The organism is Nonomuraea sp. NPDC050536, assembly GCF_044457685.1.
Lineage (GTDB): Bacteria > Actinomycetota > Actinomycetes > Streptosporangiales > Streptosporangiaceae > Nonomuraea.
Map to the genome: position 1 here is coordinate 304,939 of NZ_JBITHD010000004.1, position 24,447 is coordinate 329,385.

General features: G+C 71.6%; 29 protein-coding genes. 12 read left to right on the top strand and 17 right to left on the bottom strand.

The genetic code is table 11. The features are described 5' to 3' along the window. Positions 1-21: 21 nt before the first annotated feature. The 8 genes from ACIBHX_RS14585 to ACIBHX_RS14620 form a co-directional block, all read right to left on the bottom strand. A complete protein-coding gene (locus ACIBHX_RS14585) occupies positions 22-1,047 on the bottom strand; it encodes a DUF917 domain-containing protein (protein WP_397067544.1) in 1,026 nt (341 codons plus the stop codon). Continuing rightward, positions 1,044-1,994 carry a hypothetical protein gene (locus tag ACIBHX_RS14590; RefSeq protein WP_397067545.1) on the bottom strand — a complete coding sequence of 317 codons (951 nt, stop codon included), beginning with the start codon at positions 1,992-1,994 and terminating at the stop codon, positions 1,044-1,046. The genes ACIBHX_RS14585 and ACIBHX_RS14590 overlap by 4 nt, the downstream gene beginning before the upstream one ends. Continuing rightward, on the bottom strand, positions 1,991-3,298 hold the full coding sequence (locus ACIBHX_RS14595; RefSeq protein WP_397067546.1) for an MFS transporter: 1,308 nt from the start codon (positions 3,296-3,298) through the stop codon (positions 1,991-1,993). The genes ACIBHX_RS14590 and ACIBHX_RS14595 overlap by 4 nt, the downstream gene beginning before the upstream one ends. Positions 3,299-3,479: 181 nt before the next feature. Beyond that, positions 3,480-3,965, bottom strand: coding sequence for a cupin domain-containing protein (locus ACIBHX_RS14600; RefSeq protein ID WP_397067547.1), 486 nt, complete (start codon positions 3,963-3,965; stop codon positions 3,480-3,482). A gap of 14 nt (positions 3,966-3,979) precedes the next feature. Continuing rightward, positions 3,980-4,567 carry a TetR/AcrR family transcriptional regulator gene (locus tag ACIBHX_RS14605; protein ID WP_397067548.1) on the bottom strand — a complete coding sequence of 196 codons (588 nt, stop codon included), beginning with the start codon at positions 4,565-4,567 and terminating at the stop codon, positions 3,980-3,982. A gap of 83 nt (positions 4,568-4,650) precedes the next feature. Beyond that, complete coding sequence (locus ACIBHX_RS14610) at positions 4,651-5,406, bottom strand: ATP-binding cassette domain-containing protein (protein WP_397067549.1); 756 nt, start codon at positions 5,404-5,406, stop codon at positions 4,651-4,653. Further along, positions 5,403-6,437, bottom strand: coding sequence for an ABC transporter permease (locus tag ACIBHX_RS14615; protein ID WP_397067550.1), 1,035 nt, complete (start codon positions 6,435-6,437; stop codon positions 5,403-5,405). Before ACIBHX_RS14615 ends, ACIBHX_RS14610 begins: the two co-directional genes overlap by 4 nt. Continuing rightward, positions 6,434-7,423 (bottom strand): sugar ABC transporter substrate-binding protein, encoded by a 990-nt coding sequence (locus ACIBHX_RS14620; protein ID WP_397067551.1) that lies wholly within the window; start codon positions 7,421-7,423, stop codon positions 6,434-6,436. Before ACIBHX_RS14620 ends, ACIBHX_RS14615 begins: the two co-directional genes overlap by 4 nt. Positions 7,424-7,541: 118 nt before the next feature. Between ACIBHX_RS14620 and ACIBHX_RS14625 the strand changes: the two genes are divergently transcribed. Continuing rightward, positions 7,542-8,174 carry a TetR/AcrR family transcriptional regulator gene (locus ACIBHX_RS14625; RefSeq protein WP_397067552.1) on the top strand — a complete coding sequence of 211 codons (633 nt, stop codon included), beginning with the start codon at positions 7,542-7,544 and terminating at the stop codon, positions 8,172-8,174. 28 nt (positions 8,175-8,202) lie between these two features. Next, entirely contained in the window at positions 8,203-9,222 is a 1,020-nt protein-coding gene (locus ACIBHX_RS14630) for an exo-alpha-sialidase (protein ID WP_397067553.1), read from the top strand. Here ACIBHX_RS14630 and ACIBHX_RS14635 read toward each other — a convergent pair. Both ACIBHX_RS14635 and ACIBHX_RS14640 read right to left on the bottom strand, forming a co-directional pair. Next, positions 9,202-9,996 (bottom strand): HpcH/HpaI aldolase/citrate lyase family protein, encoded by a 795-nt coding sequence (locus ACIBHX_RS14635; protein ID WP_397067554.1) that lies wholly within the window; start codon positions 9,994-9,996, stop codon positions 9,202-9,204. The genes ACIBHX_RS14630 and ACIBHX_RS14635 overlap by 21 nt on opposite strands. Continuing rightward, positions 9,993-11,180, bottom strand: a complete 1,188-nt coding sequence (locus ACIBHX_RS14640; protein ID WP_397067555.1) for a CaiB/BaiF CoA transferase family protein — start codon at positions 11,178-11,180, stop codon at positions 9,993-9,995. The genes ACIBHX_RS14635 and ACIBHX_RS14640 overlap by 4 nt, the downstream gene beginning before the upstream one ends. An 18-nt stretch (positions 11,181-11,198) precedes the next feature. Here ACIBHX_RS14640 and ACIBHX_RS14645 point away from each other — a divergent pair, with 18 nt between their 5' ends. Then, positions 11,199-11,825, top strand: coding sequence for a GntR family transcriptional regulator (locus ACIBHX_RS14645; RefSeq protein ID WP_397067556.1), 627 nt, complete (start codon positions 11,199-11,201; stop codon positions 11,823-11,825). Here ACIBHX_RS14645 and ACIBHX_RS14650 read toward each other — a convergent pair. After that, positions 11,811-12,587, bottom strand: coding sequence for an SAM-dependent methyltransferase (locus tag ACIBHX_RS14650; protein WP_397067557.1), 777 nt, complete (start codon positions 12,585-12,587; stop codon positions 11,811-11,813). The two genes, ACIBHX_RS14645 and ACIBHX_RS14650, sit on opposite strands and share 15 nt — an antisense overlap. Positions 12,588-12,615: 28 nt before the next feature. Next, complete coding sequence (locus ACIBHX_RS14655; RefSeq protein ID WP_397067558.1) at positions 12,616-13,386, bottom strand: Scr1 family TA system antitoxin-like transcriptional regulator; 771 nt, start codon at positions 13,384-13,386, stop codon at positions 12,616-12,618. Positions 13,387-13,541: 155 nt separating this feature from the next. Between ACIBHX_RS14655 and ACIBHX_RS14660 the strand changes: the two genes are divergently transcribed. After that, complete coding sequence (locus ACIBHX_RS14660) at positions 13,542-14,222, top strand: HAD family hydrolase (RefSeq protein WP_397067559.1); 681 nt, start codon at positions 13,542-13,544, stop codon at positions 14,220-14,222. 185 nt (positions 14,223-14,407) lie between these two features. Next, positions 14,408-15,148, top strand: coding sequence for a GntR family transcriptional regulator (locus ACIBHX_RS14665; RefSeq protein ID WP_397067560.1), 741 nt, complete (start codon positions 14,408-14,410; stop codon positions 15,146-15,148). Here the strand turns inward: ACIBHX_RS14665 and ACIBHX_RS14670 are convergent. The 3 genes from ACIBHX_RS14670 to ACIBHX_RS14680 form a co-directional block, all read right to left on the bottom strand. Next, positions 15,092-15,739, bottom strand: a complete 648-nt coding sequence (locus ACIBHX_RS14670; protein ID WP_397067561.1) for a DedA family protein — start codon at positions 15,737-15,739, stop codon at positions 15,092-15,094. The genes ACIBHX_RS14665 and ACIBHX_RS14670 overlap by 57 nt on opposite strands. Before the next feature lie 84 nt (positions 15,740-15,823). Continuing rightward, complete coding sequence (gene menD / locus ACIBHX_RS14675) at positions 15,824-17,473, bottom strand: 2-succinyl-5-enolpyruvyl-6-hydroxy-3-cyclohexene-1-carboxylic-acid synthase (RefSeq protein ID WP_397067562.1); 1,650 nt, start codon at positions 17,471-17,473, stop codon at positions 15,824-15,826. Continuing rightward, a complete protein-coding gene (locus tag ACIBHX_RS14680; RefSeq protein WP_397067563.1) occupies positions 17,470-18,417 on the bottom strand; it encodes an o-succinylbenzoate synthase in 948 nt (315 codons plus the stop codon). The genes menD and ACIBHX_RS14680 overlap by 4 nt, the downstream gene beginning before the upstream one ends. A gap of 30 nt (positions 18,418-18,447) precedes the next feature. Here ACIBHX_RS14680 and ACIBHX_RS14685 point away from each other — a divergent pair, with 30 nt between their 5' ends. The 3 genes from ACIBHX_RS14685 (at position 18,448) to ACIBHX_RS14695 (ending at position 21,527) form a co-directional block, all read left to right on the top strand. Beyond that, positions 18,448-19,590: an AMP-binding protein gene (locus ACIBHX_RS14685; RefSeq protein ID WP_397067564.1), complete on the top strand. Its 1,143-nt coding sequence runs from the start codon at positions 18,448-18,450 to the stop codon at positions 19,588-19,590. A 123-nt stretch (positions 19,591-19,713) separates the two neighbouring features. Next, positions 19,714-20,067, top strand: a complete 354-nt coding sequence (locus ACIBHX_RS14690; protein ID WP_397067565.1) for a hypothetical protein — start codon at positions 19,714-19,716, stop codon at positions 20,065-20,067. A gap of 164 nt (positions 20,068-20,231) precedes the next feature. Further along, positions 20,232-21,527, top strand: coding sequence for a sigma-70 family RNA polymerase sigma factor (locus ACIBHX_RS14695; protein ID WP_397067566.1), 1,296 nt, complete (start codon positions 20,232-20,234; stop codon positions 21,525-21,527). A 93-nt stretch (positions 21,528-21,620) separates the two neighbouring features. On the opposite strand, the gene ACIBHX_RS14700 is transcribed toward ACIBHX_RS14695, so the two are convergent. Then, positions 21,621-22,019 carry a hypothetical protein gene (locus ACIBHX_RS14700; protein ID WP_397067567.1) on the bottom strand — a complete coding sequence of 133 codons (399 nt, stop codon included), beginning with the start codon at positions 22,017-22,019 and terminating at the stop codon, positions 21,621-21,623. Between the two features lie 94 nt (positions 22,020-22,113). Between ACIBHX_RS14700 and ACIBHX_RS14705 the strand changes: the two genes are divergently transcribed. Together ACIBHX_RS14705 and ACIBHX_RS14710 are read left to right on the top strand one after the other, a co-directional pair. After that, positions 22,114-22,674: a TetR family transcriptional regulator gene (locus ACIBHX_RS14705; protein WP_397067568.1), complete on the top strand. Its 561-nt coding sequence runs from the start codon at positions 22,114-22,116 to the stop codon at positions 22,672-22,674. 175 nt (positions 22,675-22,849) lie between these two features. Continuing rightward, positions 22,850-23,047, top strand: coding sequence for a DUF5999 family protein (locus ACIBHX_RS14710; protein ID WP_250572460.1), 198 nt, complete (start codon positions 22,850-22,852; stop codon positions 23,045-23,047). Between the two features lie 22 nt (positions 23,048-23,069). Here ACIBHX_RS14710 and ACIBHX_RS14715 read toward each other — a convergent pair whose 3' ends face one another. Beyond that, entirely contained in the window at positions 23,070-23,663 is a 594-nt protein-coding gene (locus ACIBHX_RS14715; RefSeq protein ID WP_397067569.1) for an alpha/beta family hydrolase, read from the bottom strand. Positions 23,664-23,745: 82 nt separating this feature from the next. On the opposite strand from ACIBHX_RS14715, the gene ACIBHX_RS14720 reads away from it, so the two are divergent. Both ACIBHX_RS14720 and ACIBHX_RS14725 read left to right on the top strand, forming a co-directional pair. Further along, positions 23,746-24,120, top strand: coding sequence for a hypothetical protein (locus tag ACIBHX_RS14720; protein ID WP_397067570.1), 375 nt, complete (start codon positions 23,746-23,748; stop codon positions 24,118-24,120). 127 nt (positions 24,121-24,247) lie between these two features. Further along, complete coding sequence (locus ACIBHX_RS14725; RefSeq protein WP_397067571.1) at positions 24,248-24,412, top strand: hypothetical protein; 165 nt, start codon at positions 24,248-24,250, stop codon at positions 24,410-24,412. Positions 24,413-24,447 lie beyond the last annotated feature (35 nt).

Consider the following 24,447-nt stretch of genomic DNA (forward strand, 5'->3'; position numbering starts at 1 on the left):
GCGCCTCCCACCCGGGCGGCCTCACAGCGGGATCCCGAACGCCCGCACCCCGCCCAGCGCCTGTCCCCGCTCGGTGTGCCACACCGGGGCCGCCCGCACCACCATGACCTCGACCTCCATGCCGGGCCCCGCCTTGTCCACGTCCACCACCACCCCGTCGGCGGCCGAGATCATGCAGATCTGGTCCGGCGCCATCGCCACCGCCGCCCCGTCGGCCAGCGCCAGCACGATCTCGTTGTGCGCCTCGAGCCGCACCAGCCGCCGCAACCCCTCCGACTCGCGCACCACGATGCTCGACGGCAGCGACGGCAGCGCCACGTCCAGCCCGTGCCCGGTGCTGCCCTCCACCGCTGTGATCTGTCCCCTGCACAGCATCCGCACGCCGTACGGCGCGGCCACCGACCGATCCGCGCCCGCCACCCCCGCCTCGAGCAACCGGCTCACCGTCCCCGGCACCTGCACCCGCGCCAGATCCCGCGCCGCCATCGGATAACAGGCCGCCGCCGCCCACCCGCCCATCGACAGCACCAGCGGCCGCACCAGGTCCTCCACCCGATCCGGCGCCGTCTCCAGCAACGCCAGCTCACCCGACGGACCGGCCATCGCCAGCGGCGCCGCCGACACCCCGCCCAGCGTGTACGTCGTCTGCTCCACCAGCGGAAACACCCGCCCGGTCCCGTCGCCGTCCACCAGCGGCACCCCGGCCGTCGCCGCGGCCACCAGCGGCAGCAGCGCGTTCTCCGCGGCCAGGTTCAGCGCCACGACCGCGCCCACCCGCACCCCCAGCCACCGCTCGAGCGCCCGTACGGCTCGCGCCGGCTCCTCACCCGCCGGCAGTTGCTCGCCCAGCGCCGTGGTCGAGCCGACCAGCGAGATCGCCACGCACAGGGTGTCCGCAGGCAGGTCCTCGGCCCGCACCAGCGCCACACCCTCGCCGATCACCGCGCCCGCCCAGTCCAGCGCCACCCGGAACGACGCCTCGGCCGCCCCCGTCGCGAACAGCCGAGACCCGGCCGCCAGCGCCGCCAACGCGACAGAATCGATCACGGGGTCGCCCCGTCGGCCGTCACCCGCACCCGATACAACCCGTCCGGCAGGTACGACAACGGGTTGACCGTGGAGGAGGAGATATGCGCGGACCCGGGCACCGCCCCGGCGCTCACCACCCGCGTCAGCGCCTCCTCCCGCGCCTCCCGCAAAGCCCTGTCCAGCTCGGCCCGCCCACGCGCCAGCACGATCCGCTCCACCTCGGCCGCCGGCCCGGCCAGCGCCGCGCCGTACGCCGCCGCCACCATCGGCCCCTGCGCCTCATCACCGCGGGCGGCGCCGGCACTCAGCCCCCGATAGCAGACCAGCGGATAGCGCCGGAAATAGTGCGCCGACACCAGCCCGCCCGCCGACCGCGCGAAGTACAGCGGCAGCCCGGGCAACTCGCGCTCGATCTCGTCGGCCAGCCGCCACGCCTCCGGCCCCAGCGCCGCGTTCAGCACCGCGGTGTCCTCCCGCTCACGCAGCCCCGCCCGCGAGAACTCATACGACAGGGTGATCCGCGCCCCGGGCACCGCCGCGGCGACCACCTCGGCCGCGGCCAGCTCGTGATCGGAGGTCACCGGCGAGCCCACCGCCGTCACCGCGAAACGGGCAAGGCCGCACCCGGCGGCGAAGCTCCGCACCGCCTCGGTGTCCAGCGGCGCCAGCTGCCGCCCCGTCAGGCTGTGCCCGCCCCGCACGATCGTCGCCACCCCGGACCCGCCCGGCGGCCCCAGCGACGGCGGGCAGGGCCCACCGATCCTGATCACCGCCACCCGCGCCCGCGGCGCCTGCTCCAGGTCCATCGCAACGCACGCGGCCCTGGCCGAGCGCCACACCCGCGCAGGGACGCCGAACGCCGCGCCCGCCGTACCGGAAGAGCCTTGCCAGGTGCGCAGCAGGACGCCCGCGCGCACAGCCGCCACCACCGGTGACGGCCCGCCGTAGGCGACGCCCAGGATCACTCCAGCTCGCGACCTTCCGTCTCGGGCAGCGGCACCGCCAGCAGCGCCGTGGCCACCATGAACGCGTTGATGACCAGCATGGTCGTGGTGAACCCGGTGGCGTGCGCCAGCAGCGCCCCCACCGCCGAAGGCGCCACCGTCGTGGCCACCAGCTGCGCCGCCGTCGCCCACGAGTAGCCGGTGCCGCGCAGCGCGGTCGGGTAGAACTCACCGTTCCAGGTGTTCCACACGCCCCAGGCGCCCAGGCTGAAGAACGACAGCACGAAGTTGCCCGCATACAGCTGCCAGGTCGAGCCCGCCGTGGCGAACCACAGCCCGCCCAGCACCGCCGCCACCACGTAGACCAGGAAGACCTTCTTGCGCCCGAACCTCGCCGTCAGCAGCGACGCCGACACGTAACCCGGGATCATCATCAGCGCGCTCAGCGCCGCGAAGCCCAGCGAGGCCGACAGCGAAAGCCCCTTCTCCTGCAGCAGCGTCGGCAGCCAGGTCTGCAGACCCCAGTAACCCCAGTTGAAGGCGAAGTTCAGCACCAGCATCACGACCGTGATCTTGGCGAGCCTGCCGCGGAACAGGTCGAGCGGATTGCCCACCCGCTCGTGCGCGATCGTGAACCTGGCCTCGGCGTCCGGGCTGCCCAGCTCCCGCAGCACCGCGCCGGCCTCGTCCTGCCGCCCGCGCGCCACCAGCCAGTACGGCGACTCAGGCACCCACGCCTTGATCGCGAACGCCCACAGCCCGGCGGCGGCGCTGGCCAGGACCACCACGTGCCAGCCCAGCCCACCCAGCAGCACCGAGGCGGCGATCGCGGCCAGCATGCCGATCGGCCAGCCGATCGACAGGTAGACGGCGGCCTTGCCGCGCTGCCTGGTAGGCAGCAGTTCGAGGAAGTACGGGAACGTGATCGTGTAGATGCCAGCCAGCGCCAGCCCCGACAGCACCCGCAACGTCACCAGCGTGGCCATGTTCGGCGCGAACGCCGACGCGAACGCGATCACCCCGTAGGCCAGCAGCGACCAGAAACTGGCGGGCTTGCGCCCGATGCGGTCGGCCACCGGGCCCCACACCAGGACGCCGGGGATCATGCCGAACGCCACGGCCGACAGCACCACGCCGACCCCGGCCTCGTCGATGCCGAAGGCGCTGCTCAGGTCGCCGGAGACGTAGATGAGCGCGAGCTGCTCCCACGACTCGATGACGAACGCGATGAACAGCGCCAGCGCGATGAGCACGTGCCGGCGGGTGAAGGGCATCCGGTCGAACGCAGCCCCGATGGGGAGCGTGCGGGTTTCGACGGCGGTCATGGGACCTCCTCGGAGGGGGGTGCGAGATATCGCCGCACCATAAAGCCGCCCCCTCCCGGATCCCCTGTGCCCGGCGCCCTGCCCTCGTCGCTGAGGTTGTGCAGGTCGCCCTTATCGCTCAGGGTAAGTGAGGCTTACTGATAGTCAAAAGTCCGAGGCCCTTTACAATGTAGATTCACTGTCACGCGCGCGCCTCGGTCCAGACGGGCGAGTCGACGAAGTGGTTGTCGAAGCGCTCCTGCGACTCCAGCAGCTCCTCCAGGCTCGCCTCTCCCTTCTGCAGCCGCGCCAGCAGCCGGAAGTAGTCGAAGCGCTCGATCCCCGGCGTGACCACGATCAGCAGATCGGCCGGCGCGCCCGGCGCCGCGGCGAAGGCGTGGTCCATGTTGGGCGGCACCACCGCCAGATCTCCGGCCTCCAGGGTGAGCACGTCCTGCCCGGCCAGCACCTGGAGCGTGCCGTCGATCAGGAAGAACAGCTCGCTGGCGGTGGTGTGCCGGTGGGGCACCGCGCCGTTGGCGCCCTCGGTCAGCGTCATCCGCACGGCGCTCAGCGCGCCGCCGGTCGAGCTGGAGTCCAGCAGCAGCCTGCCGGTGTTGGCCGGGCCCTGCAGCACTTCGGCGTCGGGCAGGCGGATGACCGCCGCCTTGGGGTCCACGATCGACATGGAGTCGGTTCCTTTCAGATGTGCGCCAGCGCCGAGGCGACCAGCTTCTCGGCGTAGGTCCTGTTCACGGGATCACCGGTGATCAGCACGCGGTAGTACAGCGCTCCCGCCAGTTGTTCGAGCAGGGTGTGCGGGTCGAGGCCGGCCGGCAGGTCGCCCCTGGCCATCGCGCGCTCGATCAGCCCCACGGCCAGCGCGTTGCGCCGCGCGTAGACCTCGCGGCCCAGCCGGGCGATGTCACGATGCCGGCCCGCCGCCCCGACCAGCTCGGCCGCCGCGCCCGGATACCAGGGGTCGTCGTCGGTACGGCCGGCCAGCCGCATCCGGTTCAGCCCGGCCGCGATCTGCTCCATGTAGTCGGTCAGGTCGCGCCGGATGTCGCCGGTCTCGCTGATGAGGTCGCCGTCCTGCAGCCGGGCCACCACGGCCACGGCCAGGTGGTCCTTGGTCGGCCAGCGCCGGTACAGCGTGGTCTTGGCCACGCCGGCGCGCTCGGCCACCGCCTCGCACGACAGCCCGCCGTACCCCTCGGCCAGCAGCATCAGGGCGGCCTCGCGCAGCACGCGCTCGTCCACCCCGGCATCGCGTGGCCTGCCCCGCACCGGTGCCTCCCAATTTCGATACCTGCGTTTCGAAATTAGGCTAGCACCATCGGACCCGTTGCAGCGCCTTTACAATGTAGATCTCATTCGCGGTCGAGCTCGTGCGCCAGCTCCTCCAGTTCGGCCCCGCCGGCCATGAGGGTCGTGAGCTCCTCGCGGGTGATGTCCGCCTTGCCGTACTCGCCGAGGCTGGTGCCCCTGTTGAGCAGCAGGAACCGGTCGCCCACCGGGTAGGCGTGGTGCGGGTTGTGGGTGATGAAGACCACCCCGAGGCCGCGGTCGCGGGCCCTGGCGATGTAGCGCAGGACCACCCCTGCCTGCTTGACGCCGAGCGCCGAGGTGGGCTCGTCCAGGATGAGCACCCGGGCGCCGAAGTAGACGGCGCGGGCGATGGCCACTGACTGCCGCTCGCCGCCAGACAGCGTGCCGACGGGCTGGTCGACGTCGCGGATGTCAATGCCCATCGCGCGCAGCTCCTCGCGGGCCACCCTGCGCGCCTTGGCCACGTCGAAGGCCAGCCCCTTGCGCGGCTCGGAGCCGAGGAAGAAGTTCCGCCACACCGACATCAGCGGGATCATCGCCAGGTCCTGGTAGACGGTGGCGATGCCGCGATCCAGCGCCTCGCGCGGGCTGGCGAAGCGCACCTCGGCGCCGTCGACGAGGAAGGCGCCCGTGTCGTGCTGGTGCACCCCTGCGAGGATCTTGATGAGGGTGGACTTGCCGGCGCCGTTGTCGCCCAGGACGCAGGTCACCCTGCCGGCCTCCACCCCCATCGACACCTCGCGAAGGGCAAGCACCGAGCCGAAGGTCTTGCCGATCGACCGGGTCTCGATGATCAATGTCTCACCTCCTCGGCATACCGCCTGACCAGGCGGTTGGCCAGGGTCGCCAGCAGCAGCATGGCGCCCAGGAAGAACTTGAACCAGTCGGCGTCCCAGCCGAGGAACACGATGCCCTTGTCGGCCATCCCGAAGATCACCGCGCCGATGGCCGCCCCGATGGCCGAGCCGTACCCGCCGGTGAGCAGGCAGCCGCCGATGACGGCGGCGATGATGTAGATGAACTCCTGCCCGATGCCGATGTTGGCCTGCACCGAGGTGTAGCGCAGCGCCATGATCGACCCGACCAGCCACGCCGCGCCCGACGTCGTCATGAACAGCGCGATCTTCGTACGGCTGGCCGGCACGCCCACCGCCCGCGCGGCCTGCTCATTGCCGCCCACCGCGAAGATCCAGTTGCCGGCCCTGGAGCGCATCAGCACCCAGGTGGCCAGCGCCGTGATCGCCAGCCACCACAGGATCGCCACCCGGTAGGAGGTGCCGCCGATCTCGATCGTGCCCGCGAGCAGCGCCCGCGCGCTGTCGAACCCGGAGGCCCTGGCCAGCCCGCTGACCTGCACCGTGCCGGTCAGCACCTTGGTCACACCCAGGTTGATGCCCTGCAGCATCAGGAAGGTGCCCAGCGTGACGATGAAGCTGGGCAGCCTGGTCCTGGTCACCATCAGCCCGTTGGCGTATCCGACGGCCAGCGCCACGACCAGGCCGGCCAGCATGGCCAGCCAGACGTTGAAGCCGTAGCGGGTGGCCAGCGTCACCAGGATCAGCCCGGTGGTGCCGGTCATCACGCCGGCCGACAGGTCGAACTCGCCGCCGATCATCAGCAGCGCGATGGCCACCGCCATGATGCCGAGCGTGGCCGCCGGGTCCAGCCAGTTGGCGATGCCGCTGGGCGAGCGGAACACCTCCGACTGGCCGGCGAAGAAGGCGAACACCACGATCGCGCCGACGACCGCGCCCAGCTCGGGCCGGATCAGCAGCCGCCGCAGCAGCCCGACCCTGGCCAGACGCTCGTCTGCCGTCGCAGTGGTCATCTGGTACCCGCTTCTGCGAGCTTGGCGACCTGCTCGGCGTTGTCCTTGGTCACGAAGCCTGGGCCGGTGTTGACGGGCAGGCCGCCGCCGACGGTGTTGAGGTTGTTCTTGTACAGCAGCAGGAACGTGATCGGCAGGTAGCCCTGCAGGTACTGCTGCTGGTCGACGGCGAACAGGATCTCACCGGCCTTGATGGCCGTCACCACGTCGCCCGACAGGTCGAAGGTGGCGAGCTTGGCCTGCGAGCCGGCGTCCTTGATGGCGTCGCGGGCGGCGATGGCCACCGCCGGGTTCAGCGCCAGCACGCCGTTGATGGACTTGTCGGACTGCAGCTTGGCCGTCACCTTGGAGCTCACGTCGGCCAGGTTGCCGACGTCGACCTGCAGGCGCTCGACCGTGCCGCCGAGTGTTTCCTGCGCGCCCTTGCAGCGCTGGTCGAGCCCGACATTGCCGGCCTCGTGGATGACGCACAGCAGCTTGGTGACCCCGGCGGCCTTGAGCTGCTCGCCCGCGCCGCGGCCGGCCACGTCCTCGGACTGTCCGACGTGGGTGATGGCGCCGAACTCCTTGGACTTGTCGAGGCCGGAGTTGATGGTGATCACCGGGATCTTGGCGGCGACCGCCTTGCCGATGGCCTCCTTGAGCGCGTCGGGGTTGGCCATCGAAACCACGATGCCGTCCACCTTCTCCGACACGGCCTGGTCGATGAGCTGCGACTGCTTGCCGGGGTCGCCGTCGCCCTGGTAGGTGACCTTGACGCCGTACTGCTTGCCCGCGGCCTCGGCGCCGTTCTTGACCACGTCCCAGAACGAGTCGCCCGGTCCGCCGTGGGTGATGACGGCGAAGGTGGCGCTGTTGCCGCCTGCCGCCGGTGCGGAGCCGGCCGAGGCCGGCTGGCTGGCGGTCGCGCCGCCGCCTCCGGAGGAGGAGCAGCCGCTCAGGGCCAGCGCCCCGAGCAGGACCAGCGCGATCGAGGTTCGTTTCATCCGGTACCTCCGTGACCTACGGGCTTGGCCTGGTTCTACATCAATGTCAACACTTTGTATAGACATGAGGACTAAGTACCCACTAGAACGGAATTATTCGTTCCCCTATACTGGGATCATGACTACCACACCGATGAGCGGCCGCAAGGCTCAGGCCGCGCGCAACGACGAGCTGATTCTCACGGCTGCCAGGGAGGTCTTCACCGCCGACCCCGGAGCCCCCATCGCTGCCGTCGCCGAGCGTGCCGGCGTGGGCATCAGCGCCCTCTACCGACGCTACGCCAGCAAGGACGCCCTGTTGCAGAAGCTGTGCGGCGACGGGCTCAAGCGCTACATCGCCTGTGCCGAGAAGGCGCTGGCCGACCACGGCGACCCGTGGGAGTCGTTCGCCACCTTCATGCGCGACCTGGTCGACGCCGACACCAGCTCGCTGACGATCGCGCTGGCGGGCACGTTCACGCCGACCGCGGAGCTCTACGGCGACGCCCGCCGGGCCGAGGAGCTGGGCACGCGGGTGCACGAGCGCACGATCGAGGCGGGCGTGCTGCGCGCCGACGTCACGGCTGCCGACATCTCGCTGATCTTCGAGGAGCTGGCCTCGATCAAGCTGGGCGACCACGAGCGGACCATGCAGATCCGCCACCGGCACCTGGCGATGATCCTGGACGGGCTGCGGCTGCCGCCCAACACCAGCCCCCTGCCGGGACCCGCGCCGGACGCGGGCGAACTGGCGGCCCGCTGGACACCCTGAGTTCACCCGCCGTGCCTAGCCTGGCGCGATGACTGTCTTCCAAGCGGGCACCGACGGCTACCACACCTTCCGCATCCCGGCGCTCGTGCTGACACGCGCGGGGACGCTGCTGGCCTTCGCCGAGGGCAGGCACGACTCGGCCGGCGACTCCGGCCACATCGACCTGGTGCTCAAGCGCTCCCCCGACCTGGGCGCCACGTGGGGGCCGCTGGAGGTCGTGGCCACCGAGCCCGCCGGCGGCACCGCGGGCAACCCCGCCCCCGTCGTCACCGGCGACGGCCGCATCGTGCTGGTGTTCGTCACCAACGCGGCCACCGCCACCGAGAAGCGCATCCGGCGCGGCCTGGACGTGCGGCGCGTGTTCGTCCAGGACAGCGCCGACGACGGGCTCAGCTGGTCGGCGGCCAGGGAGATCACCGCGAGTGTGAAGGACCCGGCCTGGGGCTGGTACGCCACCACGCCCGGCCACGCCATCCAGCTGTCCGACGCCCGTATCGTGGTGCCGGGCAACCACTCGGCGCCGCCCGACCACCACGACGGCGGCCACGCGCTGCTCAGCGACGACGGCGGCGCGACCTGGCGGCTGGGCTACGTCGACGACGGCCCCTCCCACGTCAACGAGAGCACCGCCGCCGAGCTGGCCGACGGCCGGGTCTACGTCAACGCCCGCTCCGACTCCCCGCTGCCCGGCACGCGCGCCGACGCCTACTCCGCAGACGGCGGCCAGAGCCTGGAGCGGCCCTTCCTGCCCCAGCCCGACCTGGTGGGCCCGGTCGTCGAGGGCAGCGTGCTCGCCTGGGACGCCGACCTGCTGCTGTACTCGGGCCCGGCCGATCCCGCCGCGCGCAGGGTGATGACGATCCGCGCCAGCAGGGACGCCGGCCAGAGCTGGAAGCCCGTCCACACCGTCTCGCAGCGGCCCGCCGCCTACTCCGACCTGGCCCGCCTGGACGACCACACCCTCGGCCTGCTCTACGAGACCGGCGAGCGCGGCCCCTACGAGCAGATCGCCTTCGAACGCATCCCGCTAGCCGAGCTGCCGGTGTAGTTCGACGGTACGGCGGGCCCTGGCCAGCACCGGCGCGTCCACGAAACGGCCGTCCGCCAGCGCGAAGGCCGCCCGGCCCGACTCCTCTGCGGCCTGGACGATCTCCAGCGCGCGGGCGGCCTCCTCGTCGGTGGGACGGAAGGCCTGCCGGATGAGCGGGACCTGGCGGGGATGGATGGCGCTCCTGCCGAACAGGCCGAGCGCGCGGCCCGCCGTACAGGAGGCCAGCAGGCCCGCGTCGTCGCGGACGTTCGGGTAGACCGACATCGCCACCGGCGGCAGGCCGGCCGCGGCGGCGGCGAGCACGACCTGCAGCCGCAGGTGGTCCATGGCCCGCCCGTCGGTGATCGACAGCTCGGCCGCCAGGTCCTGCTCGCCCAGCGCCAGGCCCGCCACGCCGGGATGGGCGGCGATCTCGGCGGCGTTGACGATGCCGGCGGCCGACTCCAACAGCGCGTGCACCGGCATCGGCGCCACGTCGAGCACCCGCACGGACTCGACCTTGGGCACCCTGATCCCGGCCAGGCCGGGCGCGCCGGCCAGCGCGGCCACGTCGGCGCGGCCGCGGGCGGTGGTCAGGTCGTTGACGCGCACATGGATCTTTCCCTCCCCCGGCAGGTAGGCAAGGACATTGGCCAGTGCCTCGTCCTTGCGTTCGGGGGCGACGGCGTCCTCCAGGTCGATGATGACCACGTCGGCGCCGGAGGCGACCGCCTTGGCGAACCGCTCGGGCCGGTCACCCGGCACATACAGCCAGGTCACGGGGATGGTCATGCGATCACCCCGGCCTCGCGCAGCTTCGCGATCTCCTCCGCCGCCAGCCCGAGCCCGCCCAGCACCTCGTCGGTGTCGTGGCCCAGGCTGCGGCCCGGCCAGCGGACCTCGCCCGGCGTGTCCGACATGCGGAACAGCACGTTCTGCATGGTGATCTGGCCGAGCTCCTCGTCGGGGAGCTCGACGAAGGTGTTCAGCGCCACGTACTGCGGATCCACGGCGATGTCCTTTACATTGTAGATCGGCGCGATGGCGGCCTGAGCAGCCTCGAAGGCCGCGATCACCTCGTCGGCGTCGCGCTCGCCGATCCAGCTCGCCACCGCCTCGTCCAGCTCGTCGACGTGCTCGACCCGGCCCGCGCCGGTCGCGAACCACGGCTGCCGGACCAGGTCGGGGCGGCCGACCAGGGTGACCACGCGCTCGGCGACGGGCTGGGCGCTGGTGGAGATCGCCAGCCAGCGGCCGTCGCGGGTGCGGTAGGTGTTGCGTGGCGCGTTGCTGCTCGAACGGTTGCCGGTGCGCTGCGGGACCACGCCGAGCGCCTTGTAGGCCGTCATCTGGGGGCCGAGCAGGCCCAGGATCGGCTCGATGATGGCCAGGTCGATCACCTGGCCGCGGCCGGTGCTCTCGCGGGCGTGCAGGGCGACCATGACGGCGTAGGCCATGGCCAGCCCGGCGATGCCGTCGGCCAGCGCCAGCGGCGGCAGCGTGGGCGGCCCGTCGGGCTGGCCGGTCATCGCGGCGAACCCGCTCATCGCCTCGGCCAGCGTGCCGAACCCCGGCTGCCTGGCCATCGGCCCGAACTGCCCGAACCCGGTCATCCGCGCCACGATCAGCCGCGGGTTCCTGTCGAGCAGATCCTGCGGGTCCAGGCCCCAGCGCTCCAGCGTGCCGGGACGGAAGTTCTCGATCAGCACGTCGGCGCCCTCGGCCAGCCGGCGCAGGATCTCCTGCCCCTGCTCCTGCGACAGGTCGAGCGCCACGGCCCGCTTGTTGCGCGACAGCGTCTTCCACCACAGCCCCACGCCGTCGACCGCAGCGCCGTGCCCGCGTGAGGGGTCACCCCTGCGCGGGTGCTCGATCTTGATCACGTCGGCGCCGAAGTCGCCCAGCATCATCGCGGCAGAAGGACCCGCGAACAGCGTCGCGGCGTCGATCACCGTCAGGCCCGCCAAACTCGTCATAGTGCTATAACTTATAAGATGTGGCTGAGTAAGGCGGACTACGTCTACAGCGTCCTGCTGGAGGAGATCCGCACCGCGCGCATCCCCGGCGGCACCGCCCTGCGCGCGGCGGCCGTCGCCGAGCGGCTCGGGGTCTCCGTCACGCCCGTGCGGGAAGCGCTGCGGCGGCTGGAGAAGGACCGGCTGATCAGCTACGAGCCGCACCACGGAGCCACGGTCGTCGACCTCGGGCCCGAGGCCCTGGAGGAGTTCTACGGCGTGCGGGCGGTCGTCGAGGGGCTCGGCGCCCGGCTCGCCGCCTCCCGCATCACCGCCCCGCAGCTGGAGTCCCTGCGCGCGCTGCACGCGTCGATGGCCGCGGACCTGGCCGGCGGCGCCCTGGAAGGGCTGGGCGACAAGTCCCGCGATTTCCACCTGGCCATCGCCGACATCGGCGGGCCCGCCTTCCTCGGCCAGCATGCCCGCGCGGTGCGCAACAGCTTCCCCGTGCCGGCCTCCGCCTCACTCTGGCTCGATCCGGAGCAGGCGCGCCGCCAGCTCGACGCGCACGAACGCATCCTCGCCGCCCTGCAGGCCGGTGACGGAGCCGAGGCCGAGCAGGTCATGATCGCCCATGTACGGCAGGCTGGCCTAGCCCGCGGGTAAGCGGCCGACCCCGCAGAGCCAGGCCGAGCATTCGGGGGCCATGGCCACCTCGGTGCCGTCGGGGCGCCACTGCGTGGCCCACACCAGCCCCGGCTCCAGCAGGTCCAGGCCGTCGAAGAGCTCCACCACCTGTCCTGAGGTGCGGAAGTGGATCGTGAAGCCGAGCCTCTCGTGGCTGCGCAGCACCTCCTCGCGCACCGTGGGGCCGTACCCGTCCAGGCTCAGCGCGGTGATCCACAGGTGACTGCCAGGCGCCATGGCCGCGCGTAACCGCGTCAGCTGCCCGATGTCGTCCGGCGGGATCGAGTGGACGGCCAGCAGGCCGACGACGACCGGCTGCCGCCAGTCCACGAACGTGCGCACCATCGGGTCGTCGAGCAGGTCCGCCGGGGCGGCCAGGTCGCAGGAGACGATCCTGACCAGATCGCTGGTCCTGCCGACGGTCGCCTCGGCGTGCGCGAGCATGAACGTGTCCTGCTCGGCGTAGACCACGCGCGCCGTCGGGCAGGCCGCGTGGATGCTCTGGTGGGCCAGGCCGGTGCTGGGCAGGCCCGTGCCGTACAGCACGAACTGGTCGAGACCAGTCAGGGCCAGGTGACGGACCACGCGGTGGACGTGCTGGTGGTGGGCGATGAGCGCGTTGCCGGCGTCGGTGCTGATCTCCTCGGACAGCCGCAGCGCCTCGCGGTCGGCGCTGAAGTTCTGCTTGCCACCCTGGGCGGCGTCGTACATGCGCGCCTGGCTGACCCGATCCAACTCCACATGCGGCATCCTGTCCGATCCTGCGCCGTCATGTCTCGCGGATCGCGTTCACCACGTCGAAGGTCTCCTTGACGCGGAAGGCCGCCAGGCTCAGCCGGGCGAACACCAGATGGTGCGACTCCACCTGCCCGGGATCCGCCACCAGGACCGGACCGGCGGGCAGGTGCAGGACCAGCTCGTCCGGCCGGTCCCGCTCGGCGAAGCGCAGCAGCGTGAACGGCGGGCCCGTGTGCAGCAGGCCCGTCTGCGCGCTCGGGCGGGCGATCTGGACCGCGATGTGCGGCTGCTTGGCCGCGGCCTGGACGGCCTCCAGCAGCTCGCGACGGTCGTCGGCGCCAGTCAGCGGCGGATCGGCCAGGGCCGCGTGGTCGAGGATCGCCCACAGGTGCCTGCCGTCCAGCTCCTCCTGCCTGCGCTGCGTGAGGGTCTCCGCGCCGGGGTGCACGGCGGCGGTGTAGGCGGGGGTCTGCAGCCACGGCGGGACGTAGTGCGTGCCGTAGGTGTAGAGGACCTGGGCCTGCTGCTCCAGGGCGAGTTCCTCGACGAGGTGGAGCGGGACGTCGGGGGCGTCGTACCAGGCCGGGGCGCGCTCGCCGCGCAGGAGCCGCAGCAGCGGTGTCGCGTCCGGCACGCCGTACCTGGCCAGCAGGGCGCGGACGGTGGCCTCGCGCGGCGCGACCAGGCCGTGCTCGATGCGGTAGATCGTCGACAGGTTCACCCCCGCGGCGCTCGCGGCCGCCCTGACGGACAGGCCCGCTGTCCGGCGCAGTTCCGCCAGCCGCTCCCCCACCACATGCATACGCCCCCCAGATGCGCAAATCCAGTAAGTTGCCATGATGGCGGGGTTGCTGCACTATTGCCACCCTGCGGATTGGTGATGAATGCATACGCCGGAAACCCGTGCCTCGCAGGGGCGGGCACTGGTCCCGGTGGAGCGACCGCCAGACTGTTGGGGTGATCAAAGGCCTCCTTTTCGACCTCGACGGAACCCTGCTGGACCACCGTGCCGCCGCCAACGCGGCGATCTCGGCCTGGCTGGAGGCGCGGGCGCCCGGCCATCCGCGGCTCGCCGAGGCCCCAGCCTCGTGGGAGGCGCTGGAGGAGCCGCATCTGGCGGCCTGGCACGCGGGCGAGTGCACGTGGCAGGCGCAGCGCCGGCGGCGGGTGACGGCGTTCTGCCGTGAGTTCGGGCTGGACGTGCCCGCCGACGTGGACACCGCCTTCGCCTCCTACGCCGTCCACTATCGGCGCAACTGGGTGCCCTACCCCGACGCGGCGGCGGGCGTCGCTTCGGTGCGGGGGCTGCGGCTCGGCGTGCTGACCAACGGCGGGCAGTCGATGCAGGAGGACAAGGTCCGCGCCATCGGGCTGGAGGGGCGGGTCGGGCCGGTGCTGACGGGTGAGCTGCTGGGCGGGCACTACAAGCCGTCTCCGGAGGCCTACGCGGGCGCGGCCGAGGCGCTGGGGCTGGCTCCTGAGGAGGTCGTGCTGGTGGGGGACGACATCGCCAAGGACGTCATCGGGCCCGCCGCCGTGGGGATGGGGTCGGTCTGGCTGGACCGGCATTCCGTCCTTGCGGGGCCTGACGGGTTTGCTCGCATCACGTCCCTGACGGAGCTCCCTGGAGTCCTGTGAGCCGCGCCCAGGGCGGAGTCGTCGCGGCGGGCCACCGTCACCGACTCGCCGGTCGCGCCGGGCGCGGGTCCTCAGCCGGAGTGTGGCGGGCGGCCGGTGGGGCGGCCTGCCGTACGGGATGGTCAGACAAGTGGGCTGTGCGAGATATTTGTCAGGACATTCTGACCTCGGTTAATCTGATCAGCATGACCGCGAACTTGGCGATCGAGCTGGACCGCTCCAGCCCCGTGCCGCTCTACTTCCAGGTGGCCGAGCAGATCGCCGAGGCGATCAGGCGAGGCGATCTGGCGCCGGGATCCCGGCTCGACAACGAGATCCTGCTCGCCGACAAGCTCGGCCTGTCGCGGCCGACCATCCGTCAGGCGATTCAGTATCTCGTGGACAAGGGACTGCTCGTGCGCAAGCGCGGCGTCGGCACCCAGGTCGTGCACGGGCAGGTCAAGCGCTCGGTCGAGCTGACCAGCCTCTACGACGACCTGCGCCGCACCGGGCAGGAGCCTGCCACCCGGGTGCTGACGCTCGAGCCGCGCCCCGCCGAGGAGGAGATCGCCGCCGTCCTGGGCGTCGAGACCGGCAGCCAGATCCTGCACCTGGAGCGGCTGCGCTTCGCCGGCGGGGAGCCGCTGGCCGTCATGCACAACTGGCTGCCGATCGGCCTGGCCACCTTCACCGCCGAGGATCTGGAGCGCCGCGGGCTGTACGACCTGCTGCGCGGGGCGGGCGTGCGCATGCGGGTCGCCAACCAGCGCATCGGCGCCCGCGCCGCCAGCCCGGCCGAGGCCAAGCTGCTCGAGGAGCGGCGGGGCGCGCCGCTGCTGACGATGATCCGCACCACCTACGACGACCAGGGACGCGCCGTCGAGCACGGCTCACACGTCTATCGGGCCTCGCACTACTCCCTCGAGGTCACCCTCATCGAGCGCTGAGGCGGCCCGCCGCTTGAGGAACCAGGTGGTGCCGATGCCGAACAGCACCGCCACCGCCAGCCCCACCCACGAGAAGCCCTTCAGCCACCGGTCGGCCGCCTGCCCCAGGTAGAACAGCGCCGCCGTGGTGCCCGACGCCCAGACGATGCCGCCCAGGACGTTCGCGATCAGGAACTTCCAGTACGGCATGCGCAGCGCGCCCGCCAGCGGCCCGGCCAGGATCCGCAGCAGCGCGATGAAGCGGCCCACGAACACCGCCCACACGCCGAACCGGTGGAAGTAGTGCTCGCCCTTGGCGATGTGCTTGGGTCCGAAGTGCTTCGGGAAGCGCCTGCCCAGCCGCTCGAACAGCGGCTTGCCCCCCTTGCGGCCGATCATGTAGCCGATCGAGTCGCCGATGATCGCCCCCGCACTCGCGCACACGGCCACCCAGACGGGGCTCACCACGCCCTTGGCGGACAGCAGCGCGGCGCTGACGAGCACGATCTCGCCGGGCAGCGGGATGCCGAGGCTCTCGAGCCCGATCACCAGCCCGACCAGAGCGCACAGCCACCCAGCCGGGATCGTCTGCAGCCACTCCTCGATGTGCACCCTTGCAGCCTACCGAGCCCCGCCCCACCCCACACCCATGCGAGTTCCCGGACGCCACGCCCCCGGCCGGGCGGGTCGTAGACGCTAGAGGGCGGCGCGGACCGCGGACTGGGCAGTGTCGCGGAGCTGGGCGTGGACGGCGGCGTTCGCCTCGCGGTCCGTCCGGACCTCCACCACGCGCGGCCCCTCCCCCCGCATCGCCTTGGGCAGCTCGCTCGCGTCCGTCACCAGCGTGTACGGCGTGCCGGTCGCGGCGGCCACGTACCCCAGGTCCACCCCGTGCGGCGTGCCGAAGACCCGCTCGAACGGGTCACGCAGGGACGCCTGCGGCAGCAGGGAGAAGATGCCGCCCCCGTCGTTGTTGACCACCACCAGGCACAGGTCGGGACGCGGCTCCCTGGGCCCGAGGATGAGCCCGTTCTGGTCGTGCAGGAACGACAGGTCGCCGACCAGCGCGAACGAGGGCCCGTTGTGCGCCAGCGCCGCCCCCATCGCCGTCGACACCAGCCCGTCGATCCCGGACGCGCCCCGGTTCGCGAGCAGCCGGATACCGCGCCGCGGGCGCATCGCCTGGTCCAGGTCGCGGATCGGCATGGAGGACCCGCAGAACAGCAGCGCCCCGTTGGGCAGCGCGTCGACCAGGTCACGCGCCAGGCGTGGCTCGCTCAGCCCGGAGGCGTCCAGCACCTCGTCGATGGCTGTGCGCGCCGCCGCGTCGGCCGTGCGCCAGGCGTGCAGCCAGCCGTCGTCACCGGAGGCCACCGGGATCTCCACCGCCTGCGCCACCTGCGTGGCCGAGCGGGTGGGATCCGGCCAGCGGGCCAGATCGGTCGAGACCACGATGTGCTCGTCTGCCCGCTTCAGCCACGACAGCAGCGGCCGCGACAGGCCGGGACGGCCGAGCGTGACCACGACCTCGGGCCGGTGCGCGTCTGCGAACTCGGGGGTGCCCAGCAGGTAGTGGTAGGTGGAGACGGCGTGGTCACCGTAGCGGCCGCCGCCGTTGGGCTCCGACAGCACCGGCCATCCGGCCATCCCGGCGGCGGCGATGTAGCGGCGCACGTTGGCGGCGCCGTCGCCGACGACCAGCACGCCCCGGCGGGTGGGCGGCAGGTGCAGCGCGACGGGCGGCGGAGCGACCCGGGCCCGTACCCACGGGCCGTCGGCATCCAGAGGTTCGCACCAGGTGGTGTCACCATCGGGAATCAGCGGCTCGCGGAAGGCCAGGTTGAGGTGCACAGGGCCCGGGTCGGACGGCCCGAGGGCGCGCTGGTAGGCCCGGCACGCCAGCGAACGCCAGTACGCCACCTGGCCGGGCCGCTCCTCGGGCACGCCCAGCTCGGCGAACCACCGCACGGCCGTGCCGTACAGCTTGAGCTGGTCGATCGTCTGGTTGGCGCCGGTGCCGCGCAGCTCGGGCGGCCGGTCGGCGGTCAGCACAAGCAGCGGCACGCCCGACTCGCTCGCCTCGATGACCGCGGGGTGGAAGTTGGCGGTGGCGGTGCCGGAGGAGCAGATCAGCACGACCGGCCGTTCGGACCGCTTGGCCAGCCCGAGCGCCAGGTAGGAGGCCGAGCGCTCGTCGATGCGCACGTGCAGCCGCACCCGGGAGTCGGCGTGCAGCGCGAGTGCGAGGGGGGCCGAACGCGAGCCCGGCGACACCACCACGTCGGTGAGACCACAGCGCACCAACTCGTCGACCAGCACCGTGGCCAGCGCGGTAGCGGGATTCACAGCGAGGCCTCCTGCATCCGGCGAAGCCACGAGGGAGATTCAATCTCAAACGATGAATTATCCGACAAATCCTGATAAGGCTGCGCGGGTACGGCTAGCCGCCCGGAAACCGGCACCAGCGACTCCCCCACCACATCCCCCGTCAGCAGCGACATCGTGCCCAACCCGCACGCGTACGGCAGCGACGGCAGCGCCCCCGCCAGCGCGAGCCCGGCGGCCAGCCCGACCGACGTCTCGACCGCGCTGGAGACCACCGCCGGCAGCCCGCAGGCCTCGACCACCCGCATCGCGTTGCGCACCCCGCCCAGCGGCTGCACCTTCACCACGGCGATGTCGGCCGCCTCGGCCGCCCGTACCCGCAGCGGATCCTCGGCCCGCCTGATCGACTCGTCGGCCGCGATCGGCACGTCGCACAGCAGCCGCACCTGCGCCAGCTCCTCCAGCGTGGCGCACGGCTGCTCGGCGTACTCCAGGTCGAAACGGTCCAATTCCTTCAGCCGCCGCACGGCCTGCTCGACGCTCCACGCCCCGTTGGCGTCCACGCGCAGCTTGCCGGCGGGCCCGAGCGCGTCCCTGACGGCCTCCACGCGCGCCACGTCCTCGGCGAAGCTCTGGCCGCGCTCGGCGACCTTGACCTTGGCGGTCTCGCAGGCGGCCTGCCGTACCAGCTCAAAGGCCTGTTCGGGGCCCACGGCCGGGATCGTCGCGTTGACCGGCACCCACTCCCGCACCGGCGCGGGCCAGCCCTCGAAGGCGGCCTCGCGGGCGGCGGCCAGCCAGCGCGCGCACTCGCGCGGACCGTACTCGGGGAACGGCGAGAACTCGCCCCACCCGGCGGGACCGCGCAGCAGCACCCCTTCTCTGGCGGTCTGTCCCCTGAACCGGGTGCGCATCGGAATCCGGAAGACCACGGGAGAATGCGTCACGACCCTCCCCGCACTCATGTCCGAACTGTCGCCACTAACCTTACGAGCATGAGGAGGAACCCGTCGCACCCGGATCGACCGTTGCAGGCCCTCGTCGGGCGGCCCGGTCCCGAGCTGTTCGCCGCGATCCGAGACGCCCTCGCCGGCGACGGACCCGCGATCCTTCCCCTCCCCTCCGACCACGCGGACGCGGCGCTGGCGGCGCTGCGCCCGACGCATGTCAACGGCGTACGGCAGGCCGACGGGATCGGCGTCCCCGCAGACGTCGCCGTCGTGATCGCGACCAGCGGCAGCACCGGCGCGCCCAAGGGGGTGCAGTTGTCCGCCACCGCGCTGCGCGCCTCGGCGGCGGCCTCGCTGCGCCGACTGGAGGCCTCCAAGGGCGAGCGGTGGCTGTGCTGCCTGCCGCCCTCGCACGTGTCGGGGCTCCAGGTGCTGGTCAGGTCGCTGCTGAGCGAGACCGAGCCGATCATCCACGAGCGCTTCGACCCGTCGCAGGTGCTGGAGTCGGGCGCGGAGCACCTGTCGATGGTGCCCACGCAGCTGCACCGGCTGGTCGAGCTGGGAGCCGATCTGTCGGTGTTCCGCACGATCCTGCTCGGCGGGGCGGCGCCCCGGCCGGGGCTGGTCGATGAGGCCCGCGACCTCGGCGCCCGGGTGGTGACCTCGTACGGCATGAGCGAGACCAGCGGCGGGTGCGTGTACAACGGCCAGCCCCTTTACAATGTAGATCTCAAGATTGCGGAGGACGGGCGGATCCTGATCGCCGGGCCCGTGCTGTTCTCCGGCTACCGCTTCGCGTCCGCGCCGCTGGAGGGCGGCTGGTTCACCACCTCCGACCTGGGCGAGCTGACCGGCGGCCGGCTGCGGGTGCTCGGTCGGGTGGACGACGTCATCAACACCGGCGGTGAGAAGGTCGTCGCCGCCGCAGTGGCCGCCGTCCTGGCCCGCCACCCGGAGGTCTCCGACGTCGCCGTCGTCGGCCACCCCGACCCCGAGTGGGGCGAACTCGTCACCGCGGTCGTCGTCCCCGCCGACGCGACGCGCCCGCCGACGCTCGCCCAGCTCCGCGCCTACTGCCACGACCGCCTGCCGCCCTACGCGGCCCCCCGCGCCCTGCGCCTGCTCCCCCGCCTTCCCCTCCTCCCGAACGGCAAGCCCGACTACCTCACCCTCCGCACCACCCTCTGACCACCCCTCGCGCGGGGTAGAAGCCGAATCAATGCTGTATCGGGAGCCATAACGCCAGCGTCTGGGCAGGAACCTGATGTCACCCGGATGCGTCATATTGGGGACGGCAAGGAGGGAGCCTTCATGAACCAGACCCGCAAGTTGTGGGCATCCGCGGCGGTGATCGGCGTCGTCGTCGTCGGCGGCACCACGGTCGCGGCCGCCGCCACGGCGGGCAGGCTCGAGAAGGGACAGGAGACCAGAGCAGTGGTGGACAACCGCCAGCCGCAGCAGGTCCCGCCGGCGCTGCCCGAGACCGTGGCCCCGAGGACCGAGACGCCGCAGACCGACCCGCCCACGATCGCCAAGAAGGATGACGACATCGTCGTGTCGCATGAGGTGAACGACGACCCGCAGAAGGTCATCCAGTACTGGACCGACAAGCGGATGGAAGACGCCCAGCCCATGCCGATGCCAGAGGTGCGTCAGGGCAACTAGGAACTCCAGGGGCGCATCGCCGCTTTGGGCGGTCCGCCCCTTTTTCATGCCCGCGGGAACAAATGGCGGCGATTGACGTTATTGATACTGGTGCGCTGCGCGGCCACAGCCGCCCCACCACAACCTGCCTGATCGCTTCGACTCCGTTTGGAGGAGGTGTCCTCATGCCCCGAACCGCCGTGGCGACCCCACCCGCGACCCTCGAACAGCTGCTCGCCCGAGGGCGATCCCAGGGTCACCTGTCTTTGGCGGAGCTTCGCGAGGCATTCGCCGAGGCCGGAATCAGTCCTGCGGACGGCCGGTCCATGCTGCGTGAGCTGACCGAGGCCGGCGTAAGCCTGGCCGCAGAGAACGAGCCCAGTCTCGCCAAGCAGAGGGCCGCTGCCCCCCGCAAGAAGGCGACCGCCGCCACGAAGACTACCGCCAAGCGCACGGCGAAGCCAAAGAAGGAGCCGGAGCCCGAGGCCGGGGCCGAGGTCGAGGAGCCGGACGCGATCGTGCTCCAGGACGCCGACGACCTGGAGGAGGAGCCGCTCGACCTGGACGACAACCAGTCCGTCATGGGCGACTCCGTCCACACCTACCTGAAGTCGATCGGGCGCCGGACGCTGCTGACCGCCGCCCAGGAGGTCGACCTGGCCCGCAGGATCGAGGCCGGCCTGTACGCGGAGTACAAGCTGGAGTCCGAGACCGACCCGGCCGTGCGCGAGGGCCTGGAGATGGTGGTCCAGGACGGCAAGGACGCCAAGGACCACATGCTGGAGGCCAACCTCCGGCTGGTGGTGTCGGTGGCCAAGAAGTACACCGACCGGGGCATGTCGCTGCTGGACGTGGTCCAGGAGGGCAACCTGGGCCTGATCCGCGCCGTCGAGAAGTTCGACTACACCAAGGGTTTCAAGTTCTCCACCTACGCCATGTGGTGGATCAGGCAGGCCATCCAGCGCGGCTTCGCCGACTCGGCCCGCACGATCCGGCTCCCGGTGCACGTGCTGGAGATGCTGTCCAAGCTGTCGCGGATCGAGCGTGACATGCACCAGCGGCTGGGTCGCGAGCCCACGCCGGAGGAGCTGGCGTTCGAGCTGGACAAGACACCGGACCAGATCGAGGAGCTGCTGCGCACCAGCCGCCAGCCGATCTCGCTGAACGCCACGATCGGCGAGGACGGCGAGACCACGATCGGCGACCTCATCGAGGACGTCGACTCGCCCGAGGCCTCGGAGATCGTCGACCGTCAGCTGCTGGGCGACCAGCTGCGCGGCGTGCTCAACAACCTCTCTCCGCGGGAATCGAAGATCATGGCGCTGCGCTTCGGCCTGGTGGACGGCAAGCCGCACACGCTCGACGAGATCGGCAAGCACCTCGGCCTGACCCGCGAGCGCATCAGGCAGCTGGAGAAGGAATCGCTGTCCAAGCTGCGCCACCCCAGCAACACCCGCCCGCTGCTGGACTGGGCGAGCTAGACCGCCGGGCCGGCATCCCGCGAGGGAGGCGGTGTGCCGGCCAGACAGAAAAGTACGGCGAGCCGGTTTTGTACCGGCTCGCCGTACTGCTGTCTATCGGACCGCGGGCACCGGGCGCGGGACGCGCGGGATCCCCCAGAGGCGGTTCTCCTCGCGCGCCGTGCGCAGCCGATCGACCTCCCTGGTCCAGGCCGCGCCGGGCGGGGTCGCCTTGGCCTTGCGGCGGGCGATGCGGTCGTCGTAGGCCTTGACGCCGAACGTGGCCCGCTGACCGGACTCGGCCGCCCGCAGCGCCTCGGTGAGGGCCTTGTCGAAGACCAGCCCCGCCGCCCGCAGCTCCAGCTCGTCGGCCTCGCCCGCGCGCAGCTCGCCGAGCACGTGCTCGGCCTCGCGGGCCTTGTCGAGCAGCGCCGGGAAGCTCTTGGAGATCTCCAGGTCCGCGTGGTAGCGGACCTCGGCCTCGCGGCTCACCCGCGGACGGAAAAACGCCATCGACACTCTGCCTTTCACTCGTAGCCAGGGCTAAGCGTACGACACACGCCGGATGGCGCCGTCCCCAGGCCCTTTACATAGTAGATTCGTAAGCATGCCAGCCAAGCGACCCCCCGTACCTCTGACCAGGGAGCGCATCATCGAGGCCGCGCTGCACATCGCCGACAGCCAGGGCCTGCGCCGCCTGACCATGCGCAGGCTCGGCGACGCGCTGCAGGTGGAGGCGATGGCCATCTACCATCACCTGCCCCGCGGCAAGGAGGCGCTGATGGACGCGCTGGCCGAGCACGTCACCGCGGTCCACGCCGAGCAGGCCGCCACCTGGCAGGACACGGCCAAGGCGTGGGCGCGGACCTCCCGCGAACTGCTCAGGGAGCATCCGGGCGTGCTGGCGCTGGCGCTGACCAAGCCGCCGAAGGGCGGCACGGCCATCGCGATCGGCGAGCAGATCGAGCAGCTGAGCGACGGCGGCCTGGCCGGCGCGACGGAGGCCGTGCGGGCGCTGCGGGCGTTCGTCTTCGGCAGCGTCGCGGTGGAGGTGCAGCAGTCGGGCTGGGCGGATCCGGAGGTGGACGAGTGGACCAGGCGCGACGCGCGGGCGGACGCGGACTTCGAGCGGGGCCTGGAAGCTTTGCTCAAGGGCTTGCAAACCTAGTGGGCGTGTCGAGCTTGGACCGTTATCCTGCATAAGGCACTCTGTGTCGTGAGTCACATGCCTCCGGCATCCTCCTCTAACAGTCCTAATGGACTATGTCGGAACGTGTGACATACGTCGCACACTTGCTGAAACGACAACCCGAGCGCACTCACGAGATATCGGAGGCACGCCGATGTGCCCGCACGACCCGGTCTGTCCGTCTGCGGAGGCCCCTGACCGCGAGGCTGCACGTACCCTCGCCAGCCACCCTGAGCAGGGGTGGAGCCTTCTCTGCAACGGCGTCGTCCTCTTCGAGGACACCGGGGAGCTCCTGCCCAGCGGCACGGTGATCGCACCGCACCGTCCCGACCCGCTGGTCGGCGCGGCCTGATCGGCCGAAATCGGGGGCTTCCTCACAGCGCGTAGTGGAAGATCCACTCCGCCACCACCTCGCCCACTCGGGCGGGATCCTTTTTCAGGTCATGGCCTTCCCCTGGCATGATCACGAGCCGCGCCGCGTCCACAGGATCCGGCACGCCGAACGGGTCTCGATCCCCGTTCACCACCAGCACGTCCACCCCGGCGCCGCGCAGCTCGTCTGCTCTGGAACGTTCCGGTTTGCCCGGCGGGTGCAGGGGAAACGCGAGCGCGACCACGGCCGCCGCACCGACCCTCTTGGCCGTACGGCAGGCCACCCGAGCCCCGTTGCTCCGCCCGCCCTGCACCAGAGGCAGGTCCGGCCAGCGCGGCCGCAGCTCCGACAGCACGGCGGCCCACGCCTCGTCCTGCCGATCGGGCGAGCCGGGCGCACGGGCCCCGGCGATCCTGAACGCCTGCATGACCCTGGCCACCACGGCCCCCCGCTCGAGCGCGGCGTCGCGCACGGCCAGCAGGTCCGGCGCGTCGACCCCACCAGCCGAGCCGTGGGTCAGCACGAGCAGCAGGCGGGCCCGCTCCGGCTCGTCCACCTCGACCACGGCGGGACCCCGCGGCGTCATGACCTCCATGGCAGCACCGTACCTGGGGAGGAGTCGCGCATGGCTCTCAGGTCGGATGACGGCGGGCCATCTGCCGGGGAGGATTAGCGTCATGGCAGACATGCGCCCCCTACGGGAGGATCTTCAGGCGACGCTGCACGCACGCCGTGATCTGGGGCCCGACTACGAAGCCGCACTCGTCGAGTCGTTCGTCGAGCGCCTGGACGCGACGATCGCCGCCCGCGTCCAGAGCGAGCTGCACGGCCACGCCCCCAGCCCCTACGCCCCCTACTCCCCTCCCCCGCCACCTGCCAAGGCCAGGAGCGGCGCGGGCCACATGGTGGTGCTGGCGCTGGGTTCGATGGCCCTGGGCGTGCCGCTGGTCGGCATCGCCGCCGCCAACGCCGGGTTCATCGGCCTGCTGGTGGCGCTGGTGGCGATCGTGGCCATCAACGTGGCAGGCGCCGCGGCCATCGCGCACCGGTGAGTCACCCCCGACGACCGAGCGGGCCCTGGAATCCCTTGCCCCGAGGCACTTCCGCCTGGAAAGCCTCCCCACACCCATCCCCGGTCCCGGGCGGGTCCTGGTGTCGCCGGGCTTCACGCTGACGGACGTGAGCGACTTGCTCGACCAGGAGGTGCCTGCCTCCTTCGCCGATCCGGTCAGCGCACCTGCGGGCGGGCGGTGGACCGGGCGCGCGAGCGACTCAAGGTGCATCGGGTCGGCCGCGGAGCTGCGTGAACGGCTGGCGGCCAGGGTGGGAGTCGATTCCTTGTAGGATCGCGGATCATGCAACGCATGACTGGTTTGTTG

Excerpts from the sequence above, each read along its gene's own strand:
- ACIBHX_RS14695 (WP_397067566.1), top strand. The coding sequence starts at position 20,232 with ATGCCCCGAACCGCCGTGGCGACCCCACCCGCGACCCTCGAACAGCTG.
- ACIBHX_RS14710 (WP_250572460.1), top strand. The coding sequence starts at position 22,850 with ATGTGCCCGCACGACCCGGTCTGTCCGTCTGCGGAGGCCCCTGACCGC.
- ACIBHX_RS14625 (WP_397067552.1), top strand. The coding sequence starts at position 7,542 with ATGACTACCACACCGATGAGCGGCCGCAAGGCTCAGGCCGCGCGCAAC.
- ACIBHX_RS14615 (WP_397067550.1), bottom strand. The coding sequence starts at position 6,437 with ATGACCACTGCGACGGCAGACGAGCGTCTGGCCAGGGTCGGGCTGCTG.
- ACIBHX_RS14690 (WP_397067565.1), top strand. The coding sequence starts at position 19,714 with ATGAACCAGACCCGCAAGTTGTGGGCATCCGCGGCGGTGATCGGCGTC.
- ACIBHX_RS14720 (WP_397067570.1), top strand. The coding sequence starts at position 23,746 with ATGGCAGACATGCGCCCCCTACGGGAGGATCTTCAGGCGACGCTGCAC.
- ACIBHX_RS14635 (WP_397067554.1), bottom strand. The coding sequence starts at position 9,996 with ATGACCATCCCCGTGACCTGGCTGTATGTGCCGGGTGACCGGCCCGAG.
- ACIBHX_RS14645 (WP_397067556.1), top strand. The coding sequence starts at position 11,199 with ATGTGGCTGAGTAAGGCGGACTACGTCTACAGCGTCCTGCTGGAGGAG.
- ACIBHX_RS14715 (WP_397067569.1), bottom strand. The coding sequence starts at position 23,663 with ATGGAGGTCATGACGCCGCGGGGTCCCGCCGTGGTCGAGGTGGACGAG.
- ACIBHX_RS14655 (WP_397067558.1), bottom strand. The coding sequence starts at position 13,386 with ATGCATGTGGTGGGGGAGCGGCTGGCGGAACTGCGCCGGACAGCGGGC.
- ACIBHX_RS14630 (WP_397067553.1), top strand. The coding sequence starts at position 8,203 with ATGACTGTCTTCCAAGCGGGCACCGACGGCTACCACACCTTCCGCATC.
- ACIBHX_RS14640 (WP_397067555.1), bottom strand. The coding sequence starts at position 11,180 with ATGACGAGTTTGGCGGGCCTGACGGTGATCGACGCCGCGACGCTGTTC.
- ACIBHX_RS14595 (WP_397067546.1), bottom strand. The coding sequence starts at position 3,298 with ATGACCGCCGTCGAAACCCGCACGCTCCCCATCGGGGCTGCGTTCGAC.
- ACIBHX_RS14685 (WP_397067564.1), top strand. The coding sequence starts at position 18,448 with ATGAGGAGGAACCCGTCGCACCCGGATCGACCGTTGCAGGCCCTCGTC.
- ACIBHX_RS14705 (WP_397067568.1), top strand. The coding sequence starts at position 22,114 with ATGCCAGCCAAGCGACCCCCCGTACCTCTGACCAGGGAGCGCATCATC.
- ACIBHX_RS14600 (WP_397067547.1), bottom strand. The coding sequence starts at position 3,965 with ATGTCGATCGTGGACCCCAAGGCGGCGGTCATCCGCCTGCCCGACGCC.
- ACIBHX_RS14620 (WP_397067551.1), bottom strand. The coding sequence starts at position 7,423 with ATGAAACGAACCTCGATCGCGCTGGTCCTGCTCGGGGCGCTGGCCCTG.
- ACIBHX_RS14680 (WP_397067563.1), bottom strand. The coding sequence starts at position 18,417 with ATGAGTGCGGGGAGGGTCGTGACGCATTCTCCCGTGGTCTTCCGGATT.
- ACIBHX_RS14665 (WP_397067560.1), top strand. The coding sequence starts at position 14,408 with ATGACCGCGAACTTGGCGATCGAGCTGGACCGCTCCAGCCCCGTGCCG.
- ACIBHX_RS14700 (WP_397067567.1), bottom strand. The coding sequence starts at position 22,019 with ATGGCGTTTTTCCGTCCGCGGGTGAGCCGCGAGGCCGAGGTCCGCTAC.